Origin of the sequence: Nonomuraea sp. LP-02 (assembly GCF_036289125.1) — a bacterium.
GTDB classification, from domain to species: Bacteria; Actinomycetota; Actinomycetes; order Streptosporangiales; family Streptosporangiaceae; genus Nonomuraea; species Nonomuraea bangladeshensis.
Genome location: NZ_JAXCLK010000001.1, coordinates 6,625,016 through 6,643,287, shown reverse-complemented (window position 1 = coordinate 6,643,287; position 18,272 = coordinate 6,625,016). Strand labels below are relative to the sequence as shown.

The 18,272-nt window shown below is 69.5% G+C and carries 22 protein-coding genes and 1 tRNA gene; 9 read left to right on the top strand and 14 right to left on the bottom strand.

The window, feature by feature from the left end:
- Positions 1-26: 26 nt before the first annotated feature.
- From SMD20_RS31365 to SMD20_RS31350, 4 genes are read right to left on the bottom strand one after another with little or no spacing between them, the layout of a single operon-like run.
- The gene (locus tag SMD20_RS31365; protein WP_329588265.1) at positions 27-1,085 is read right to left on the bottom strand and encodes a hydrogenase expression protein HypE; all 1,059 of its coding nucleotides are present in this window, start codon (positions 1,083-1,085) and stop codon (positions 27-29) included.
- Entirely contained in the window at positions 1,082-1,453 is a 372-nt protein-coding gene (locus SMD20_RS31360) for a hydrogenase maturation nickel metallochaperone HypA (protein ID WP_329588263.1), read from the bottom strand. Before SMD20_RS31360 ends, SMD20_RS31365 begins: the two co-directional genes overlap by 4 nt.
- Complete coding sequence (locus SMD20_RS31355) at positions 1,446-1,949, bottom strand: hydrogenase maturation protease (RefSeq protein ID WP_329588261.1); 504 nt, start codon at positions 1,947-1,949, stop codon at positions 1,446-1,448. The genes SMD20_RS31360 and SMD20_RS31355 overlap by 8 nt, the downstream gene beginning before the upstream one ends.
- Entirely contained in the window at positions 1,946-3,349 is a 1,404-nt protein-coding gene (locus SMD20_RS31350) for a hypothetical protein (RefSeq protein WP_329588259.1), read from the bottom strand. Before SMD20_RS31350 ends, SMD20_RS31355 begins: the two co-directional genes overlap by 4 nt.
- A 286-nt stretch (positions 3,350-3,635) precedes the next feature.
- Between SMD20_RS31350 and SMD20_RS31345 the strand changes: the two genes are divergently transcribed.
- Together SMD20_RS31345 and SMD20_RS31340 are read left to right on the top strand one after the other, a co-directional pair.
- The gene (locus SMD20_RS31345) at positions 3,636-4,073 is read left to right on the top strand and encodes a DoxX family protein (RefSeq protein WP_329588257.1); all 438 of its coding nucleotides are present in this window, start codon (positions 3,636-3,638) and stop codon (positions 4,071-4,073) included.
- Positions 4,074-4,629: 556 nt separating this feature from the next.
- Positions 4,630-5,157 (top strand): RICIN domain-containing protein, encoded by a 528-nt coding sequence (locus tag SMD20_RS31340; RefSeq protein WP_329588255.1) that lies wholly within the window; start codon positions 4,630-4,632, stop codon positions 5,155-5,157.
- Positions 5,158-5,697: 540 nt separating this feature from the next.
- Here the strand turns inward: SMD20_RS31340 and SMD20_RS31335 are convergent.
- From SMD20_RS31335 to SMD20_RS31325, 3 genes are all read right to left on the bottom strand, one after another.
- Entirely contained in the window at positions 5,698-6,258 is a 561-nt protein-coding gene (locus tag SMD20_RS31335; protein ID WP_329588253.1) for a hypothetical protein, read from the bottom strand.
- Positions 6,255-6,806, bottom strand: a complete 552-nt coding sequence (locus SMD20_RS31330; protein ID WP_329588251.1) for an RNA polymerase sigma factor — start codon at positions 6,804-6,806, stop codon at positions 6,255-6,257. The genes SMD20_RS31335 and SMD20_RS31330 overlap by 4 nt, the downstream gene beginning before the upstream one ends.
- A gap of 166 nt (positions 6,807-6,972) precedes the next feature.
- Positions 6,973-7,341 carry an Imm8 family immunity protein gene (locus SMD20_RS31325; RefSeq protein WP_329588249.1) on the bottom strand — a complete coding sequence of 123 codons (369 nt, stop codon included), beginning with the start codon at positions 7,339-7,341 and terminating at the stop codon, positions 6,973-6,975.
- Positions 7,342-7,441: 100 nt separating this feature from the next.
- On the opposite strand from SMD20_RS31325, the gene SMD20_RS31320 reads away from it, so the two are divergent.
- The gene (locus tag SMD20_RS31320) at positions 7,442-7,951 is read left to right on the top strand and encodes a hypothetical protein (protein ID WP_329588247.1); all 510 of its coding nucleotides are present in this window, start codon (positions 7,442-7,444) and stop codon (positions 7,949-7,951) included.
- A gap of 73 nt (positions 7,952-8,024) precedes the next feature.
- Here SMD20_RS31320 and SMD20_RS31315 read toward each other — a convergent pair.
- A tRNA-Ser gene (locus tag SMD20_RS31315) sits at positions 8,025-8,114 on the bottom strand.
- 175 nt (positions 8,115-8,289) lie between these two features.
- Positions 8,290-8,853: a YceI family protein gene (locus tag SMD20_RS31310; protein WP_329588246.1), complete on the bottom strand. Its 564-nt coding sequence runs from the start codon at positions 8,851-8,853 to the stop codon at positions 8,290-8,292.
- 103 nt (positions 8,854-8,956) lie between these two features.
- Here SMD20_RS31310 and SMD20_RS31305 point away from each other — a divergent pair, with 103 nt between their 5' ends.
- Complete coding sequence (locus tag SMD20_RS31305) at positions 8,957-9,469, top strand: MarR family winged helix-turn-helix transcriptional regulator (RefSeq protein ID WP_329588245.1); 513 nt, start codon at positions 8,957-8,959, stop codon at positions 9,467-9,469.
- 22 nt (positions 9,470-9,491) lie between these two features.
- Here the strand turns inward: SMD20_RS31305 and SMD20_RS31300 are convergent, their stop codons facing one another.
- Positions 9,492-9,995 (bottom strand): SigE family RNA polymerase sigma factor, encoded by a 504-nt coding sequence (locus tag SMD20_RS31300; RefSeq protein WP_329588244.1) that lies wholly within the window; start codon positions 9,993-9,995, stop codon positions 9,492-9,494.
- 216 nt (positions 9,996-10,211) lie between these two features.
- Between SMD20_RS31300 and SMD20_RS31295 the strand changes: the two genes are divergently transcribed.
- Both SMD20_RS31295 and SMD20_RS31290 read left to right on the top strand, forming a co-directional pair.
- The gene (locus tag SMD20_RS31295; protein ID WP_329588242.1) at positions 10,212-11,195 is read left to right on the top strand and encodes a hypothetical protein; all 984 of its coding nucleotides are present in this window, start codon (positions 10,212-10,214) and stop codon (positions 11,193-11,195) included.
- Positions 11,196-11,200: 5 nt separating this feature from the next.
- Complete coding sequence (locus tag SMD20_RS31290) at positions 11,201-11,995, top strand: MauE/DoxX family redox-associated membrane protein (protein WP_329588240.1); 795 nt, start codon at positions 11,201-11,203, stop codon at positions 11,993-11,995.
- Between the two features lie 107 nt (positions 11,996-12,102).
- Here SMD20_RS31290 and SMD20_RS31285 read toward each other — a convergent pair whose 3' ends face one another.
- On the bottom strand, positions 12,103-13,284 hold the full coding sequence (locus SMD20_RS31285) for an ATP-binding protein (RefSeq protein ID WP_091081101.1): 1,182 nt from the start codon (positions 13,282-13,284) through the stop codon (positions 12,103-12,105).
- A gap of 275 nt (positions 13,285-13,559) precedes the next feature.
- Here SMD20_RS31285 and SMD20_RS31280 point away from each other — a divergent pair, with 275 nt between their 5' ends.
- The 3 genes from SMD20_RS31280 (at position 13,560) to SMD20_RS31270 (ending at position 15,783) form a co-directional block, all read left to right on the top strand.
- Complete coding sequence (locus SMD20_RS31280) at positions 13,560-14,018, top strand: MaoC family dehydratase (protein ID WP_242374063.1); 459 nt, start codon at positions 13,560-13,562, stop codon at positions 14,016-14,018.
- A gap of 62 nt (positions 14,019-14,080) precedes the next feature.
- Positions 14,081-14,548 (top strand): SigE family RNA polymerase sigma factor, encoded by a 468-nt coding sequence (locus SMD20_RS31275; RefSeq protein WP_329588235.1) that lies wholly within the window; start codon positions 14,081-14,083, stop codon positions 14,546-14,548.
- Positions 14,545-15,783 carry a hypothetical protein gene (locus SMD20_RS31270; RefSeq protein WP_329588233.1) on the top strand — a complete coding sequence of 413 codons (1,239 nt, stop codon included), beginning with the start codon at positions 14,545-14,547 and terminating at the stop codon, positions 15,781-15,783. The genes SMD20_RS31275 and SMD20_RS31270 overlap by 4 nt, the downstream gene beginning before the upstream one ends.
- Here the strand turns inward: SMD20_RS31270 and SMD20_RS31265 are convergent.
- Genes SMD20_RS31265 through SMD20_RS31255 form a run of 3 tightly spaced genes read right to left on the bottom strand, consistent with a single transcriptional unit; the run spans position 15,773 to position 18,272 of the window.
- Positions 15,773-16,024, bottom strand: coding sequence for a hypothetical protein (locus SMD20_RS31265; RefSeq protein ID WP_329588231.1), 252 nt, complete (start codon positions 16,022-16,024; stop codon positions 15,773-15,775). The genes SMD20_RS31270 and SMD20_RS31265 overlap by 11 nt on opposite strands.
- Entirely contained in the window at positions 16,021-17,541 is a 1,521-nt protein-coding gene (locus SMD20_RS31260) for a radical SAM protein (RefSeq protein ID WP_329588229.1), read from the bottom strand. The genes SMD20_RS31265 and SMD20_RS31260 overlap by 4 nt, the downstream gene beginning before the upstream one ends.
- Positions 17,538-18,272: a prolipoprotein diacylglyceryl transferase gene (locus SMD20_RS31255; protein ID WP_329588227.1), complete on the bottom strand. Its 735-nt coding sequence runs from the start codon at positions 18,270-18,272 to the stop codon at positions 17,538-17,540. Before SMD20_RS31255 ends, SMD20_RS31260 begins: the two co-directional genes overlap by 4 nt.

The window sequence follows — 18,272 nt, the reverse complement described above, 5'->3', positions numbered from 1 at the left end:
CTTCTCTCTCGTGCGCGCCGACGGGTCTACGGGCGCCAGCGCGGGTCGTAGCCGCTGGTCAGCGCCTCACGGTTGTGCCGCCACCGCGGTTCCTTGTTGGCGGTGTGGTTGGTGATGCCGCGCATCCGGCGGATGAACGCGCCGTACGGCTTGATCAACGCCGAGGACAGGTGGCCGCCGGGCGGCATGTCCATGAAGGGCATGAACTTGTCCGGGAACCCCGGCATGGTGCAGGCGATGCAGATGCCGCCCACGTTCGGGCAGCCGCCTATCCCGTGCATCCACCCGCGCTTGGGCACGTTGCAGTTCACCACCGGGCCCCAGCAGCCCACCTTCACCTGGCACTTCGGGGAGTTGTAGTCGAGGGCGAAGTCGCCCTGCTCGTAGTACGAGCCCCGGTCGCAGCCCTCGTGGACCGTCTTGCCGAACAGCCACTGGGGCCGCAGCATCTCGTCCAGCGGAGGCGGCGGCGCGCTGCCGGCCGCATGGTAGAGCACCCAGGTCAGGGTCTCCATGAAGTTGTCCGGCTGGACCGGGCAGCCGGGCACGTTCACGATCGGCAGCCCGCCGGCCGACCGGAAGTCCCAGCCGAGGTAGTCGGCCAGGCCCATGCAGCCGGTCGGGTTGCCGGCCATCGCGTGGATGCCGCCGTAGGTGGCGCAGGTGCCGATGGCGACGACCGCCCACGCCTGCGGTGCGAGCCGGTCGATCCAGGTGTTCAGGGTCAGCGGCTGGCCGCTGTGCGGGTCGTTGCCGAACGACGTCCAGTAGCCGTCACCGTTGATGTTCTCGTTGGGCACCGAACCCTCGATGACGAGGATGAACGGCTCCAGCTCGCCGCGGGCGGCGGCACGGAACGGAGCCAGGTAGTCCTCGCCGCCGAGACTGGGCGACAGCACCTTGTTGTGCAGGTGGACCTTGGGCAGGCCGGGAATCGTGCCGTTGACCACGTCCTCGATCGCGGGCTGGGTCGCCGCGGTGATCGAGACGGTGTCGCCGTCGCAGCTCATGCCCTCGGATATCCACAGGATGTGCATCTCGTCGTAGCCGGCGGCCTGGCCGCCCTGCTGCTGCGTCTGCGTCATGTGCGCACCTCGCTCGCATGAACGTCCGACTGATAGGTGATCGACTCGACGACGACACCGGTGTCGCCCGCGATCTCGACGTCGACGCCGCCGCAGCGCGGGCAGGCGACGAGCGCGAGCGCGTCGGCCGCGGGCGTCCGCGCGCCGCAGTCGCGGCAGCTCACCGCGGGCGGCTCGGTGACCAGCTCGATCCGCGCGTGCTCGGCCGGGGTCCCGGCCGCGGCCACGCGGAAACCCTGCTCGACGACCGCCGGATCGGGCCGGTGCCCGGCGAAGGCGGCGCGGACGCGTACCGCGGCCACCTGCCGTCCCTCCGCCCGGCGCAGGACCGCCTGGACGATCTCGTCGCACATTCCCGTCTCATGCATCCGCGCGCTCCCTGTCGGATTGTCGGTACGTCTCGTCACGGGCCAGCGCCGTCACCGCGGCGACCGCGCCTTCGACGGCGGCGGCGACCGGCTCCGACAGGCCCATGACCTCGTCGATGATCTGGGGCCGGCAGCCGACCAGCAGCACCCTGGGCACCCTGCCGCCGAGCTTGCCGAGCAGGTCGAGGACGGCCTGCGGATGCATGCCGTGCCCGTTGACGGGCGGCAGGGCGTCCTCCGGCGTCGGCCCGTCGTCGATCTCCAGCACGGCCACGGTGCCCGGCGGGCCGTCGATCTCGACCGCGTCCACCATGATCAGCGTGTCGTACGCGCCGCCGAGCAGTTCGTAGGCCAGGTGGACGCCGCGGATGCCGTAGTCGGCCACCACCACCGACCCGGGCAGGGCCGAGGCGTCCATCCGCCGGACCACCTCGACGCCGAAGCCGTCGTCGCCCATGAACACGTTGCCGATCCCGGCCACCAGCACCCGTTTCATACGTGCTCCCCGTCCAGCGGCCCGTCCAGCGGCCCGTCCAGCGGCTCGGTCTCCTCTGGCGCGAAGTACCGGTACCGGCCGTACCACTGGTTCAGCTCGGCCGCCGGGTCGTCCTCCAGCGTCACGGCGAGGTGGCGGGCGCCGTCGACGTCCAGCAGCACCGCCTCCACCAGAGCCGTCCTGCCGTCCAGGAACATGTCCTGCGGGTCGGAGCCGCGCAGCCTGGGCCGCAGCCGTACCCGGCTGCCCTTGCGCACCAGCGTCCCGGCCACCTCGACGGCGTCCGTCGCCGGCGAGACGTCGGCGTCCGCCTCGGGATGCCACCAGGGCACCGGACCGGCCGGTCCCGGATCCCGGTTGGTGCCGTGCAGCCGGGCCAGGTCCTCCGGAGTCATCGCCTCGACCCGGTCGAGGATGGCGGCGGCGCGCGGATCGGTGGCCCGCGCCTCGCGCTTCTCGGCGTCGGTGAGAGTCAGCGTGCGCAGCGACAGGATCTCGTCGATCTCCGCCGCGTCGTGCAGGTCGCCGGGGCTCTCCGGCGCGATCCGCGGGTTGTCGTAGAGCAGGATCGGCGACGACAGGACCACCTGGTCGCCGCTCAGCACCGGGTACGTGTGCGCGTTGACGCATTCGCCGGCCGCGTACCGCGCCCAGTCCGGGGGTTCGAGCAGCGAGACGAACCGGCCGCCGGGCACGGTGAGCAGGGTGTGACAGGCGATGAGGGCGTGCTGGAGCGCCTCTTCCCTGGGCATCTCCGGGGACGACGGCTCCTGGCCGGCGTTCTCGGTCCGTACGCGGAGCCTGAACAGCGCCTCCCCCGCCCGCAGGGGTGCCGCCGCCGTCGTGTCGCACGACGTCAGCGACAACGTCACCTGCGCGGTGAGCGGCCACTCACGCCACCGCGTCCGCCCGGCCGAGCCGGGCAGCGGGATGACCGTCTCGCCGCCAGGAACCCGCAGGTCGAGCCGCTTCTCACCGGACACCAGCTCCGCCACGGACGCCCGTACGTCGAGCTCGCGCGGAACCGCCTCGTCGAAGCTCAGTGCCTCGCCCACCTGGTCCGCCTCGCGGTGTCCGCCGTCCGGCAGCCGCTCCTCGGGCGTACGGCGGCGCACCTGCAGGAAGCGGAGCCGGCCCCGCACGACGGCATCGGCGGGCGCGACGAACAGGCACTCGGTCTGCTGCCACCACGACTCGGCGGACCCCGCCACGCCGCCGCCCTCCAGCCCGTGCGCCCTGGCCCACGGCTCCGGCAGCAGCACGCCGAACTGCCACCTGACCTGGTTCTTCGGTGAGGAACGGCGATAGGGGTACAGCAGGTAGCCCTCGTACAGGACGGCGTCCGCCACCGCCAGCGCAGCCCGAAAACCGGGCGCGGCGTCGATGCCGTTCGCGTCCACGGCGGGTGGCCCCTTCCTGTCCCTGGTCGTACGTGACTCTTCCGGTATAGCCACGCCGTCTCGGGACAAGTAGGTGGATCGCGCCCCTAGGTGCCGTTCTCACTTAGCGGTTCTTGGTGATCCATCCGAGCAGGAATCGGGGCTTCCGCGACGAAAGCCCGCTCCACCCCAACATGATTTGCCCACCACCTTGCCTCTCACGGGATCGATCAGGAATGGAGAAGCACGGACCGGCGAACTCGCCATAGCTTGACGTGGAGATCAAGCCGACAAGGAGCCGATGGAAATGGCGAACATGCGCAAGATCACTTACTGGCTCTCCACTCTCGGAGTCGCATCAGGACTGGTCGGCTCTGGTGTCCAGCAACTGCTGAGAACGGAAGGCGAAGGGGCGTTGGCGCCGCCCTATGCATGGGGCATCGTGCAGCTGGGATACCCCGTCTACATCCTGACACTACTGGGGGTGTGGAAACTCCTGGGCGCGGCAGCGATCCTCCTGCCCCGATATCCACTGCTCAAGGAATGGGCCTATGCGGGCCTCTTCTTCCTCTTCACGGGAGGGATGTTCTCGCATGTCGCCTCGGGCCACGTCTGGTATGAATCGCTCCCGGCACTCATTCTCCTGGCGCTCTCGATCGTGTCATGGCATTTCCGGCCGGCAGACAGAAGACTGCTCCCGCGAAAGGCGGATCTTGAACCCTCTGCAGCTTCACGGCGCGCCTGACGACGCTCTCGGGCCCCGGGCGTGCCAGATGGTGGACGGCACCGGAGGCCGTCTCGAGGAGCCTAGGCGGCTTTCCTTCATCTCCGAGCTGGGCCTCGGTGAATTCGCGGAGGTCGAGCGCCGGCTGTCATCGTCGCGTTGCTGCTGCCGCCGGTGAAGCCGGACCCCGGCCGGGCAGCGAAGCCTTCACACATCAGGGGTCGGCCCAGTGGGTGGCATCCATGCTGATCGTGCTGGGATGGGTGTTCGCCACAGCCCTCATCGCAGGCGTAACCCGTGTCCTGACTCGTGACCACCCCGCGGCTCGACCTCGATGCCTCGGTGAGCCAGGAGCCGGTCCAGGCTGCCCACAGAGATCAAGAAGGCCCTGAGAGTCTCGGCCAGTCCGCACCAGCAGGTCGGATCTCGGCCCTTCGCGGCCGTTCGGCCTTGCCCAACGTCCCCGGCCACTCGTGGTGGAGCCACTCGCGACATTGCATACGGAGAGTGTTTGATAAATAACTATCTGTCGCAGCATGATGTTGGGGTTCCGACCAAACTCTTCCGGGAGGCAACCATGCTTGCTCGCCGTCTGCTGACAGTCGCCGTCACCTCCGCCGCAGTGAGTGCGGCCGCCACCCTGCCCGCCACGGCCTCCGCTCACCAGCGCGCCAGCCACACCGCCCTGGCCGGGCCCGCGATGTGCGTCGACACCACCAACAGCCGTGGCAACGGCACCCAGTTCCACCTGTGGCAGTGCATGGACCACACCAACCAGAGGTTCGTCATCGAGGACGGCCTCATCAAGGTGCAGGACACCATCGGTAAGAGCCAGGAGATGTGTCTGGACGCCTCCAACAACCGCGCCAATGGCACCCGGGTGTACCAGTGGCAGTGTGTGAGTAACGCCAACCAGCTCTGGGTCGTCCAGAGGGGCCTGATCATCCTCAAGTCCACCCTCAACTCGGGCAACCGCATCTGCCTGGACGTCACCAACAACCGCACCAATGGCGCGCAGGTATATCTGTGGCAGTGTGTCCCCAACAACAACCAGCTATTCGTGATCGACGACGGCCAGATCAAGGTCAAGGACACCCTGTCCTGATCTCTGGCCACATCCGGCGCTTTCCCATATGTCGCGGGGGATCGGCGGCAGACAGGACAACAACCCTTTCCCCGGCGGGCCGGTGCTGCGGTAACGAGGTCCCGGATCGTCCATCGCCCCCAACTCCGCGAGAAGGCCGGCCGCGGTATGCCGATCGTCGTGCTGTATCTGTGCGGCGGCCTCGTCCTTCTGCGCACAAGGGCAAAGGATCGCTCACGCTCCAGCGCCCTCCGGCGCTTCTGGCCCTGCTACGTGCCCACAGGAAGTTCCGAGCCGCGGAACAGTCAAGGGCTGGGGACAGGTGGACCGATGGGGCTCTGGGGTTCACCCTGTGGCCGCAGAGATCAGAAAGGCCCTCTCCCCGTACTCGGGAAGAGGGCCTGCGCTCTCGATGGTGTCGTGGGATTCAGGCCGGCAGACAAAAGGCTGCTCCCGGTGAAGATGACCACGTGATCGAGACGAGCAGGAGACGGGCGAGACCGACCCGTCGGGGGCACACCGACCACCCCGACGCGTGGACCGGCCTCGCACACCCACCGATCAGCCGAGCTGCGTCGAGTCGTGCTCCGGGACGCACGGCTTGACGCGGCCCTCGATCACCTCCGCCTTGAGCTGCGACTTGACCGGCCCCTTCGGGTTCTCGGTGAACTCCAGCACCACCGTCTGCCCCTTCCCCACATAGCGGGGATCGATCACGAAACCCTTCGGCCCCGGCCTGGCGACCTTGTAGTGCGCGGACGCGCGCCACTCCTCCGGAGTGTCGTACTCACCGCCGACGAGTGCGCCCCGGTCGCCCTGACACTTCGTGTAGGGCTTGAGGTACGTGACGTCAGCGGTCACGCCCAGATCCTTGAGGTCCTCCTCCAACTGGTCGGCGTCCCTGAACTCCTTGAGCTCCACGGTGATGGTGCCGTTGGCGTTCTTGCTCACCGCGTACGCCGGCTCAGGCCCGGTGAGCAGCGGCACCGCCACCGCCGCCACGGCTGCCAGCCCGGCCACCACCGCCCCCGCGAGCAGGCGGCGGCCGACGCGGCGGCTGCGTTCGTTCCGCGCGGCCATCTCGGTCTTGAGGTCCATCAGCAACTGCTCCTCGAATCTCATCGTGGGATTCCTTCCATGACGAAGGGCAGGTCGCGGAGCGTCTTGCGGGCGCGGTGCAGCCGCACCATGGCGGTCCCCGGCCGGATTCCCAGCGCCACCGCCGCCTCTGACGGCGTGAGCTGCTCCAGAACCACCAGCTCCAGGACAGCGCGCTCCCCGTCGGGTAATCCGGCCATGGCCTCGAAGGCCGCCCTGGCGGGCTGCTCCGCGTCAATCTGCTCTTCCAGCCGGGCCACGTCGTCACCGTCGAGCGGACGCCGCCCGCTCACCCGATGGGTGAGCTGGGACTCCCGCAACGCCCGCCGCCGCTCGGCCGACAGCGTGTTGCGCGCGACCCCGTACAGCCACGCGATCTCGCTGCCTTTGCCCGGACGGTACGTGTGCGCCGAGTCGAACACCGCGAGGAACACGTCGGCCGCCAGATCGGCGACCATGTGCGGGTCGTCGACCCGGCGCGACAGGAAACGCGTGACCGCGTCGATGTGCCGCCGGTAGAAGGCTTCGAACGCCACGGGGTCGGTGGCGAGCTTCCCCCGTCTGAGACGCACCGGCCTTGCTCCCTTCGTCGATCTACACCCGTACTTGGTGAGAACCGACCGAAGCCTTACAAGCCCCGCTGACCACCCGGGTCCGGGCGGCCGGCGTGACGTCCACAGAGACCCTCGGATCTCAGCCGTTCCGATCGCCTCCACCTGGACCGACGCCCTTGACCGGTCAACCGTCGTAGTCTTCGAACTCCCACTCTCCGATCCGGCCGATCTTCTCGGTGAGTTCGCTCCAGGTCGGAGCCTCCAGCACTGCTATTCGGTCGCTCAGCCACTTCGCCACCTCAGCGGGACGCAACTCGGGCACGAAGAGCCAATGGCGGCCGATGAGAATGGGATGCCGTCGCAGCTGATCGGCGAGGGCCGACGGGGTGCAGACGGTGAGCTGGAACCGCTCCTCGCCCGGCTCTCCCTGCGGGCCGACGTACATCTCCAGCAGCTCGCAGGCATGGGCAGGATCGTCGATGCTTCGTCCGAGTTCGAGATCCGGCCATCGGAAGGCAGCCACTTGTGCTCTCATCGCCCGATGATCGCGCAACAGGGTGAAGCTATGAGCGGGTGCCGGCACCCTCCGTCGGCGCCGCAGCTTGCTCGTAAGGGTTTGGCTTCCCAACGTCGACTCCTGACATGATCGCCAGGTGTTCGACTTCGGGATCAGTGGATACAGCCCTGCATGGTTGAGCGGGACTTCCATGGTCGCCACCACTCATGGTGGGAGACTCGCCATGCTGGAAGGGCGGAGGCTGACCCGAGCCCTGCTGGTGTGGGACCTCGACGAGGATGTCTGGTTCTCCGACGGCCTGGTCCTGCTGGACTTCGAGGGCGAGCAGGTCGAGATCGTCCACCACAAATTCGATGAGATCTCGATCACGTGGAACACGGTCGATCCGGCTCAGCCACTGGATTGGGCGGGGACAGGATTGCGGCTGGCATGGCGAGAGGGCGTGCCTGACGAACTGGCGAGCTTGCAGGGGCAGAGACTGCAGGCCGTGGAGCTCCTCGAGTGGAAGGGTGACGACATGGCGCACGGGATGGTCGCTGTCGGATTCCTCTTCCCTCACGACCGTCTGACGATCTACAACGCTCTCGATGAGAACGGCATGGAGTTCGAAGAACCCGATCATCGGTACACGCGCCAGAGGCTGTGACGGCCCTCCACTGCTGTCCACAGAGATCGAAAAAGGCCCTCTCCCCGTGCTCGGGAAGAGGGCCTCTCGTCTGCGGAGGATCGGGGATTTGAACCCCGGATGGGCGTTAAACCCAAACCGCATTAGCAGTGCGGCGCCATAGACCTGACTAGGCGAATCCTCCTGGTAGCCGGTGCGGCTCAGCACAGAGTACCGGCCTTCTGGCGAGGCGGCAAAGCGAATTCGTGCCCGCCTTCACCAAGAGTTATCAACAGCCTGTGGGTAACTGGCTGTGGATGAAGCCCGCCCAGAGCGTGGGCGGGCTTCGAGGCTGTGGATAACCCTACGCGATCGCGGGATCAAGCGGCCGGGTTGGCCTCGCCCTCGATCTCGATCTTGACCTTCTTGCCGACCAGGACGCCGCCCGTCTCCAGAGCCTGGTTCCAGGTCAGGCCGAACTCCTCGCGGTCGAACTCGGTGGTGATCGAGAAGCCCCACACCGCCGCACCCCAGGGGTTGGTGCCGGCGCCGCCGTACTCGACGGTGAGCTCGACCTGCTTGGTGACGTCGCGGATGGTCAGGTCGCCGACGACGGTGAACTCGTCGCCCGAGTGGCCGACCACGCGGGTGCTCCTGAAGGTGATCTCCGGGAACTTGTCGACGGCGAGGAAGTCGTCGCTGCGGAGGTGACCGTCGCGGTCGGGAATGCCGGTGTCGATGCTCTCAGTCTTGATGGTGAGCTCGGCGGAGGACTCGAGCGGGTTCTCGGCGATGGTGACCGAGCCGTTGAAGGTGCCGAAATGTCCTCGGACCTTGCTGACCATCATGTGCTTCACGACGAAGCCGATGCGCGTGTGGGCGACGTCGAGGTTGTACGTGCCGGCGGCGGGAATGGTCAGGCTCTCCCAGGTACGGGTGCTCATGGGGTTCTCCTCGTGACGGTCGCGGTGCGGATGTCTGCTGCAACAACTTTCTACACGAGGAATATTCCGCACGTCAACTATCGTCGTCTATGATATGAGCGTGATGAACTACCACGATTCCCGGCTCACGGCCCTGGGCCTGCTGACCGAGGTGCACGCCGGCATCATGGCGCGGCTGCACCCCGCGCTGGCGCGCGCCCGCCTGTCGGAGATCGATTTCGAGACCGTCATCCGCCTGGCACGTTCCCCCGAGCAGCGGCTGCGGATGAGCGATCTCGCCGCACAGACCGGGCTGTCGACCAGCGGGGTGACCCGCGTCGTCGACCGGCTCGAACGGGAAGGGCTGGTGACGCGGCAGGCCTGTCCCAGCGACCGGCGTGCCTCCTACGCGGTCCTGACGCCGGCCGGGCGGGACCGGCTGGAGTCGGTGCTGCCCGAGCACCTCCAGGACATCGACAGGACGTTCACCAGGCTGCTGCCGGACGAGGAGCTCGAGACCTTCCTGACCAGTTTGAGGAAGATCAGGGACGTGGTACGCCCGTGCGCGACCGCCGGCGCCGACCTCACCATGGACGCCGCCGGATGCGACGAGGCCGCCGTCCCGGCCACGCCCTGAGCCCAGCTCGGCGCGGCCGCGCCTATGATCCCGACAGCCCCAGGGCGGAGCGGAGCTTGCTCATCGCCCGCGACACCGTGCTCTTCACGGTCCCCACACTGATCCCCAACGTCTGGGCGATCTCCGGCTCCGTCATGTCCTCGTAGTACCGCAGCACGATCGCCGCCCGCATCCGCTCGGGCAGCTCCCTCAGCGCCTGCTCCAGCCGCTCGTGAACCTCTCCGCTCGGCGCCCCCTCGGCCGCGGCCACCACTTCGGGAAGTTCGTCCCCCGACGGGTACTCCTCCAGCTTGCGCCGCCGCCACTGGGAGATGTTGATGTTGACCATGGCCCGCCGCACGTACCCGTCCAGCGCCCGGCGGTCCTCGATGCGCCCCCACGCCTGGTACGTCTTGGTGAGCGCGTTCTGCAGCAGGTCCTCGGCGTCCAGGGGGTGCCCGGTGAGCTGGTTCGCGGCGCGCAGCAGGGCGGGACCGCGGGTCGTGACGTACTCGCGGAACTCCTCTTCCCAGTCCGTGGTCTGCATCGTGGCCAGAATCGCAGCCGGATGCCCTTTTCGGGCTGAACTGCAATTCAGGTTTCGGTCCGCCGACGACAAAAGTCCGTCCAGGTCGGTGGCGATCCTTCCACCGCCGGATGTCAGGGCACTTCCTCAAGGATGCGTATTTTGCTCCCCTGTGTGCCGCAGGGCGTGATCCACTCGCGAGTCGTGTGACCCTAGTAGGCGAGCGAGGGAGGGCGGATGGGGTATCCGATCATCGAGCGCCGCCGCGTGCTCGCCGCGGCCGCGCTCGGCCGCGAGCCCGGCGTCCCGGGCCCCGACAGTTCGAACGGAACCAGCGAGTCCAGCGGCCCCGCCGAAGCCGGAGGCGGGCCGTTGCGGGCGGTGGCCGGCGAGATCCTCGACATCAGCCCGCATCTGATCATCATCGAGACCCCGGAGGGCGCCGAGGAACGCCTAGTGATCGCCCCCTGGGCGACGGCCTGGCACGGCGCCGACGTCGCCCCCGCCGCCCTGCCCATCGGGTCGATGGTCATGATGCGCACCCTGCGCGAGGGCCGCGTCGTCGAGCGCATCTGGGCCGACACGACCCGCATCACCGGAACGATCCAGTCCATCGACGGACGAAAGGACCTGACGGTCGAGCTGGACTGCGGGCCGCACCGCGGGCACCGCACGATCGTCATCCCCTACCGGGCGTCGGGACGGCTCCAGGTGCGGCATCCGAAGTTCGAGCCCGGCTACCTGTTCGACGCGATCGGACTGCGCCAGGAGGGCGCGAGCCAGGCGCTGCTGCCGGCGACCTCGCAGCCGCCCTACCCGGCCCGCGCCGTGCCGCCCCCGCCCCCCGCGTACGCCGGCGTGCAGCAGCGCATCGCCGGCACCGCGACCTGGTCGGACACCTTCGACGAGGAGGAACGCGGCGCCGCCTACCCGATGCTGGAGCGCTCCGACACCGGCTGCGCGGACGCCGGGGTGTCCTGCGCGGGACTGCCGTACCTCGCGCTCGGCTCGCTCCTGCAGATCAGGAACGTCTGCTCGGGCCGCTCGGCCAACGTCCCCGTGGTGGCCTGCGGATGCCTGGCGGGGCGGTTCTGCGACCGCTGCGTCGAGTGCGACACCTCGCCGCGGGGGCGGATCGCGGAGCTCTCGCCGTACTCCTATGTGGAGCTGGGCGGCGATTTGGTGAAAGGCTGCTTCAACGCTCAGATCGGATTGGGGTGAGCCGCGTGCTGGAATCACAGCTGCCGATCCTCGTCGTGCTGCTCGGCCTGGGCACGGCGGCCAAGATCGTCACGGTACGCTCCGGCGGCGAGCCCGGCGCGCTGTCCCGGCTCGGCCCGGCCGTGCTGATGCCCGGCCGGCTGCAGGCGCCCGCGCTGCTGATGTGCGCGGTCGTCGAGGCGGTGCTGGCGGCCGGGCTGGCGCTCTCCACGCATCCGTTCTTCCGGTGGGGCACGGTCGCGTTCTTCGCGATGTCCACGTACGTGCTGCTGGAGCTGCGCAGGCGGCGGCCCGACGCGGGATGCGGCTGCTTCGGCGAGGTGAGCTCGGCCCCGGTCGGGCTGCGTTCGATCGCCAGGACGGTGGTGCTGACCGGGATGGCCGTCGTGTCGGTGTGGGCGCCGGTGAGCGGCTGGACGGCGGCCACCGGCCTGTCGTGGCTGACGGCGGCCGGGGTGCTGGTGCTCGCCGCGCTGTCGCCGGAGATCGAGGAGCTGCTCGACCGGGTGCGCTACCGCGCCCCCTGCGAGCAGCGCCCCGGCCCCGCCGAGTCGGTCACCCTCGCCCGGCTGCGGGCGAGCGGCTCCTGGCGGGCGCACCGGCACGAGCTGACCTCGGCCGAGCCGTACGACAGCTGGCGCGAGCTGTGCTGGCGTTTCTTCGCCTTCCGCAACCAGGAGCAGGACGACGTGGTGTTCGCCGTCTATCTCAGCGGGCGGCGCCCGGCGGTGCGGATGGCGGTGGTCAGCGGCGAGGGCAGCGACTCGTCTCTGCCGGAATATAGCCCTGTATCGGCTTGAGACTAGACAGCCGTAGAGAGCCCTCGACGCGCATGCGGATATGACTCTATTGGGCTATCTAGCTTCCCCTCTAGACAGCCCAATAGAGGACTAGGAGCGTGCCCGGCTCACACCGGCTGGGCGCGCAGGAATCTGCCGAAATGCGGCACCGTGAACGCGATCAGCCCGCGTTCGGCGCTGTAGATCAGCCCTTTCTTGATCAGGCTGTCGCGGGCGGGCGACAGGCTGGACGGCTTGCGGCCGAGGGCCTCGGCGACCTCGGCGGTGGCGACCGGCTCGTCGCCGATCTGCGCCATGGCGTGCATGTAGTCGCGCTCGGCCGGGGTGGCGCGCTCGTAGCGGCTGCCGAAGAAGCCGACCGCGAGCTCCTCCTCTGCCTCGGGCGCGGAGACCTTGACGTCGTCGAGCGTGATCGGGGTGCGCGGCGCGAGGTCCCAGGCGACCTTGCCGTACGCCTGGACGAAGTAGGGATAGCCGTCGGCGGCCTCGTAGAGGGCGTCGAGGGCCTCGCGGGTGAACTCCACCTCCTCCTCGCGGGCGGGCAGGATCAGCGCGAGGTCGGCCGCCTCCCGGTCGAGCTTGTCGATGCGCGCGTAGCGGAAGAGGCGTTCGGAATAGCTCTTGCTGGCCGACAGCACGCTCGGCAGGTGGGGCAGCCCCGCGCCGACGACGATGAGCGGGCCGCCCGACTGCGACAGCTCGTGGCAGGCGGCGCAGAGCGCCGAGACGTCGGACGCCGGGACGTCCTGCATCTCGTCGATGAACAGCGCGATGCCGACCGCGAGGTCGGTCGCCACGCTCGCGGCGTCGACGAACAGCTCGGTGAGGTCGATCTCCAGGTCGCCCGAATCGGCGCGCCCGCGGCTGGCGGGCACCTCGATGCCGGGCGACCAGTGCGAGGTGCCCTTGGCCGCGGCCGGGTCGCGCATCGCGAACGCCTTGAGCACCCCGAGGAACTCCTCGATGCGCTCGGGCGCGCGGTGGCGCGGCGCGAGCTCACGGATGGCCATGTGCAGGGCGGCCGCCACGGGCCGCCGGATCGACTGGTCGGGCCGGGCCTCGATCTTGCCCGTGCCCCACAGCCGCTGCATGGCCATGGACTTGAACGTGTTGAGCAGCACGGTCTTGCCGACGCCGCGCAGCCCGGTGACGACCATGCTGCGCTCGGGACGGCCGCGGGCGACGCGTTCGAGCACCACCTCGAACTGCTGCAGCTCTCGGTCACGGCCGGCGAGCTCCGGGGGACGCTGTCCCGCGCCGGGAGCGTAGGGGTTTCGCACAGGGTCCACGCTCTCGGACTTTATTGCCGGATATAGCGGCCGTCTTAGATTTGGGAAGAAAGTGCTACGGCGTGTCCGGGCGCGGGGTGGCGCGAGCACCGCCATCGGACACACCCCCTCTCACCAGGCCGAACCCTTGTTCGATTGCTGCCTCTAAGACTGTAGCGCGGACTCGAACACCTATGCGATGGTTTTCGGGTAAAGATCTTCGCAACGGTCGCGGCGCCGCGCGGACTCCCGGCCGACTTGGCAGCCGCAGCGGCCGGGGAATAGCGTTTCGCGTCATGCGGACCTTCGCGAACGTTCAGGAGCTCAAGGCGGCCGTCGGCGAGACCTTCGGTCCCACCGAGTGGCGCACCGTCACCCAGGATCAGGTCAACACCTTCGCCGACGCCACCGACGACCACCAGTGGATCCACGTCGACGTGGAACGGGCCAAGGAGGGGCCGTTCGGCGGCACCATCGCGCACGGCTACCTGACGCTGTCGCTGCTGCCGTCGTTCATGTTCTCGCTGGTCAAGGTCGAGGGCATCGCCATGGGCGTCAACTACGGACTCAACAAGGTCCGCTTCCCGCGGCCGGTGCCGGTGGGCGCGCGCATCCGGGCCGTCGGCGAGCTCACCGACGTCAAGGGCACCCCGGCCGGCTACCTGTCCAACCTGAAGATGACGATCGAGATCGAGGGCGAGAAGCGCCCCGCCTGCGTCGCCGAGACCCTCTCGCTGTACGTCCCCGCCGAGTAGGGGCGCCTAAGCGGCGACGTTTCACGTGCAACAGTAAAGCCCCTCCGTCGCTCCCTGGGTTCGTGGAAGATTTCGACGAGTTCGTCCGGGCCCGGGGCGACGCCCTCCTCCGGTACGGCTACGTGCTGTCCGGCAACTCCGAGGACGCGGCCGACCTCGTACAGGAGGCTCTGGCCCGCCTCGGCGACGCCTGGACCCGCGTGCGCAACAAACACGACCCCGAGGGGTACGTGCGCACGACGATGGTCCGGCTGCACATCAGGTCCTGGCGCAGGCGGCGCAGGGAGAGCCTGGTCGCCACCGTTCCCGACCACGGCGCCCACGACCGTTACGGCGACGCCGACCTGTGGGCCGAACTCCAGCGACTCCCCCGCCGGCAGCGGGCCGTGCTCGTGCTGCGCTACTACGAGGACCTGTCCGACCAGGAGATCGCCGACATCCTCGGCGTCTCCCGCGGCACCGTACGCAGCCAGGCCGCCCGCGCCCTGGACAAGCTCCGGATCAAGCGAGTGCTGCAGGAGGCACGATGAGAGGCGAACAGGACCTGATCCGCACCCTGCGCACCGCCGCCGACCAGGTCGAGCAGGTGGATCTCGCGCGGGGTGTGGCCGCCCGGCGGCACGCCCGCCGGATCCGGCAGCGGGTGCGGATGGCGCTCGCGGCGGCCGCGGCGGTGGCGATCGCGGGCGGCACCACGGCGGCCCTGTCCGTCGCGTCCGGCTCCGAGCGACGCGCCGAGGAGCAGTGGACGCAGGTCGAGGAGCGGTGGCCGCAGGTGGAGAAGCGCTGGCCGCAGGCCGTGGCCAAGGTGTCGGCCAGGACCGCAGGCGGGGCGCGGATCCTGCCGCTGACCGGGCTGAGCCCGGCGGAGGTGCTGCTGCTCGTGGCCGCGCCGGCGAAGGGGAAGCCGTCCCGGCTGGACGTGTACGACCTGACCCGCCGTACGACGAGGACGCTCGCCCAGGTCCCGGCCATCAAGGGCAAGGAGGGACCGGACGGCGTGACGGCAGGCCCAGGACACATCGCCTGGTATGCCACGACCGGCGGCACCACGACCTTCTGGGCCGTGCCGCGCACCGGCGGGACGGCCACCCGGGTGGCCACGACCTCCGGCGAGGTGGCGGTGCTCGGGGTCATGGACGACTCCCTCGTCTGGTCTTCCTGGAAGGGCGGCGTCCACCGGGTGCCGCTGACCGGGGGGACTCCGTCACGGCTGCCCGGCAGCGATGGGCTCAGGCTGACCTCCTGGCCGTGGGCGGCGCGCCTCGGCAAGGGCGTGTTCGACAACCAGGACCGGGCCGTCGACCTGGAGACCGGCCGTTCCTTCGACGTACGGGCGCCGAAGGGGACGCGGTTCCTGCGGTGCGGGCCGCGCTGGTGCGCCGGGGAACTGAACGGCCGGCTGCTGGTCCAGCGCGTGGACGGGACCGGCCGCAGGAAGCTGCCCGAGCTGCGCCTGTACTCGCCCCGCCAGCCCTACGCCGACCGCTACGTGCTCGCCGCCCCGGCGACGCCGCGGCGGACCGGAGAAGGGCCGCTCGCCGTCCTCCACGACCTGGAGACCGGCACGACGATCGGGCTCGGCGAGCAGCGGCCCGGCACGCTGGGCACGCCGATCGCGGTGTCGAAGAGTTCGTCCGCGACCATCCTCCATTGGGACGAGGACGCGCAGCCTCCCGAGACGTGCGCCAAGAAGACGTGCGCGCCGATGACCCTCGGCCGGAAGGAGTGGACGGTGCTCAACCTGCTGGCACTCACACGATGATCGCCACCACCGCGACGGCGGCCAGCAGCCCCAGGTAGGCCAGCACCAGCCGGGTGTCCCGGAGCAGGCACTTGCTCCGGGTCAGCCCGGCCCGCCGCGCCTTCCAGTAACCGGCGAACCCCAGCGCCGCGAACCCCAGCACCGCCCACGGCCCGAGCAGCCACGCCAGCAGCGCGACGGTGGCGTACACGCACAGCCGCAGCGGATCGTACGGCGCCCTGCCCTCCGGCTGCGCGCTCATCGGGCCACCAGCGACAGGCGCTGCCGGGAGAGCTGCGGCCACGCCTGGACGGCGCAGAACGGCGCACACTGGTCGCGTTCGCCCTCGCGGGTGCCGACGTGCACGCAGCACTGCGTGAGGCGTTCCTCGATCATCGTGGAGACGTCCATGAACGGCTTGACCGTGATCCGCACCACCCGCTCGGCCAGCATGCGGCGCAGTTTCCTGCGCCGCCCCGGCAGTGCCGAGGAGGCGAGCGTGAGCAGGGTGGAGATGCCGAGGTCGCAGTTCTCGCAGATGTTCCGCCACAGGTCGCCGACCTGCGGATGCGACAACGACGACTGCTCCGACAGCAGGCCGAGCAGCGACTCCTGTACGGCGAGACGCAGCTCGCGCGGGATCTCGCTGTCGGCGATGCGGTTGGAGACCAGGCCGAGGTTCGCCTTGAGCCGGTCGTGGCCGATGAGCGCCGTCAGCGAGCGCCACTGGCCGGCGTCGTCGCGCAGCAGGTAGCCGACCGAGCAGCAGTGCGGGTGCGAGCAGGGCAGGGCGGTGAGGTCGCGCCAGGTCACCAGGCCGTCCGTCTGCGGGCCGAGGCGCTTGAGCACGCCCGTGTGGGTGAGCCGGTCCATCGGGTCGATGGCGCCCGACCTGCCCGAGCCGAACTGGGGCTGCAGGGAGACGCCGCCGACGTACGGGGTGTCGAGCGCGAGGCGTACGACGTCGCCGATCTCGCCGTCGTTGACCCCGAGGGCGGCCGTCATGACGAGCGTGGTGAAGATCTCCCGCTCGGACAGGCGGGCCAGCGCCTGGGCCTTCAGCTGACGCAGGTCGCCGCCGCGGTGGTGCTTGGACGCCTCGGCCGAGACGCCGTCGTACTGGAGGTAGACCTCCACCCGTTCCCGGTGCTCGGTGAGCAGGTCGAGGAGGGAGTCGTCCCTGGCGACGAGCACGCCGTTGGTGTTGACGAGGATGCGGGTGATCGGGCGCGCGGTCAGCTCGGCGAGCAGCGTCTTCAGCTCGGGGTGGAGGGTGGGCTCGCCGCCGCTCAGCATGAGCACGTCGAGCTTGCCGTTCTCGCGGGCGAGCCGCTGGTCCACGTTGGCGAGCACGTCGGGGACGGGGACGACGCCGGACAGGTCGGGCGAGCTGTCGGCGAAGCAGGTGGGGCAGCGCAGGTTGCAGGTCTCGGCGATGTCCTCCAGGAGGATGCAGGTGTGCTGGGTCTGCATCTCGGGGAGGCCGTCGAGGTACGCGAGCGGGATCGGCGCGAAGTTGCCCTGGACGTCCGGGACGTGCTGCTTGGTGGGAGCGGTCCATTCCTCCAGGTACGCGAGGATCTCCGGGTCCTCGTCGTACAGGGTGCGGATGAAGCCGTGCTCGCGGCAGCCGCGCTCCAGCCACACCTTGCCGTCGCGCTCGGCGAGGTAGCCGCTCAGCCGTTCGATCCGATCCAGGTCACGGCCGTGGCAGTGCGGGCAGAAGGCGTTGACGTACCTGAGGATGCGGTCGCCCCGGAGGCTCATCCCTGCGCTCATGACGTGACCTTTCGAGAGATGAGGGGATCGTAGTAGCCGCGCCGGTAGCCGATCGTCACCCGGACCGCGAGCAGCGGCAGGCCGGCCGCCAGGAAGCATTGAGGTCCGGTCAGGCCGAGCCACAACGTCTCGTTCGCCCGGGTGAACTCCACCAGGAAGCGGAAGGCGGCGTACCCGGCGAGGTAGAGGGTGAACAGCTCCCCCGGCCGCGTCAGCCGCCCGCGCGCCCACATGAGCGCGGCGAACGCGGCGAGCTGGAAGACGATCTCGTACAGGAACGACGGGTGCATGGCCGCGCCGGTCAGGCAGCCCGGGCACTCGGGGGTCGTCGGCGGGGCGTGCACGCCCCACGGCAGGCTCGTGGGGCGGCCGGGGGCCTCGGTGAGATGGCAGCCGATGCGGCCGATGGCCATGCCGAGCGCGACGGCCGGGGCGAACAGGTCGCCGGTGCGCTCGCGGTAGCCGCTGATCCTCTTGGCGACGAGGACGCCGACGTAAGCGCCGGTGAGGCCGCCGAGGATGCTGCGGGAGCCGTACAGCCAGAGGTCCTTGAGGTCGAGGGTCTCCAGCCAGCCCGCGAGCCGCATGCCGATCGCGCCGCCGACGAGGGCGCCGGTGACGGCGATGAGGGAGTGCTCGTTCAGTGCGCCTCTGCGGCGGGCCTCCCGTACGAACACGACGGACGCCGCCAGCACGCCGAGGCCGACGAAGATCTCATGGTAGGGAGGCAT

What these genes read in the sequence shown, in the direction of transcription:
- SMD20_RS31365 (WP_329588265.1), bottom strand. Translation starts at nt 1,085, where the DNA reads ATGACGCAGACGCAGCAGCAGGGCGGCCAGGCCGCCGGCTACGACGAG.
- SMD20_RS31260 (WP_329588229.1), bottom strand. Translation starts at nt 17,541, where the DNA reads ATGAGCGCAGGGATGAGCCTCCGGGGCGACCGCATCCTCAGGTACGTC.
- SMD20_RS31295 (WP_329588242.1), top strand. Translation starts at nt 10,212, where the DNA reads ATGGGGTATCCGATCATCGAGCGCCGCCGCGTGCTCGCCGCGGCCGCG.
- SMD20_RS31355 (WP_329588261.1), bottom strand. Translation starts at nt 1,949, where the DNA reads ATGAAACGGGTGCTGGTGGCCGGGATCGGCAACGTGTTCATGGGCGAC.
- SMD20_RS31265 (WP_329588231.1), bottom strand. Translation starts at nt 16,024, where the DNA reads ATGAGCGCGCAGCCGGAGGGCAGGGCGCCGTACGATCCGCTGCGGCTG.
- SMD20_RS31280 (WP_242374063.1), top strand. Translation starts at nt 13,560, where the DNA reads ATGCGGACCTTCGCGAACGTTCAGGAGCTCAAGGCGGCCGTCGGCGAG.
- SMD20_RS31340 (WP_329588255.1), top strand. Translation starts at nt 4,630, where the DNA reads ATGCTTGCTCGCCGTCTGCTGACAGTCGCCGTCACCTCCGCCGCAGTG.
- SMD20_RS31300 (WP_329588244.1), bottom strand. Translation starts at nt 9,995, where the DNA reads ATGCAGACCACGGACTGGGAAGAGGAGTTCCGCGAGTACGTCACGACC.
- SMD20_RS31310 (WP_329588246.1), bottom strand. Translation starts at nt 8,853, where the DNA reads ATGAGCACCCGTACCTGGGAGAGCCTGACCATTCCCGCCGCCGGCACG.
- SMD20_RS31255 (WP_329588227.1), bottom strand. Translation starts at nt 18,272, where the DNA reads ATGCCTCCCTACCATGAGATCTTCGTCGGCCTCGGCGTGCTGGCGGCG.
- SMD20_RS31270 (WP_329588233.1), top strand. Translation starts at nt 14,545, where the DNA reads ATGAGAGGCGAACAGGACCTGATCCGCACCCTGCGCACCGCCGCCGAC.
- SMD20_RS31360 (WP_329588263.1), bottom strand. Translation starts at nt 1,453, where the DNA reads ATGCATGAGACGGGAATGTGCGACGAGATCGTCCAGGCGGTCCTGCGC.
- SMD20_RS31345 (WP_329588257.1), top strand. Translation starts at nt 3,636, where the DNA reads ATGGCGAACATGCGCAAGATCACTTACTGGCTCTCCACTCTCGGAGTC.
- SMD20_RS31305 (WP_329588245.1), top strand. Translation starts at nt 8,957, where the DNA reads ATGAACTACCACGATTCCCGGCTCACGGCCCTGGGCCTGCTGACCGAG.
- SMD20_RS31335 (WP_329588253.1), bottom strand. Translation starts at nt 6,258, where the DNA reads ATGAGATTCGAGGAGCAGTTGCTGATGGACCTCAAGACCGAGATGGCC.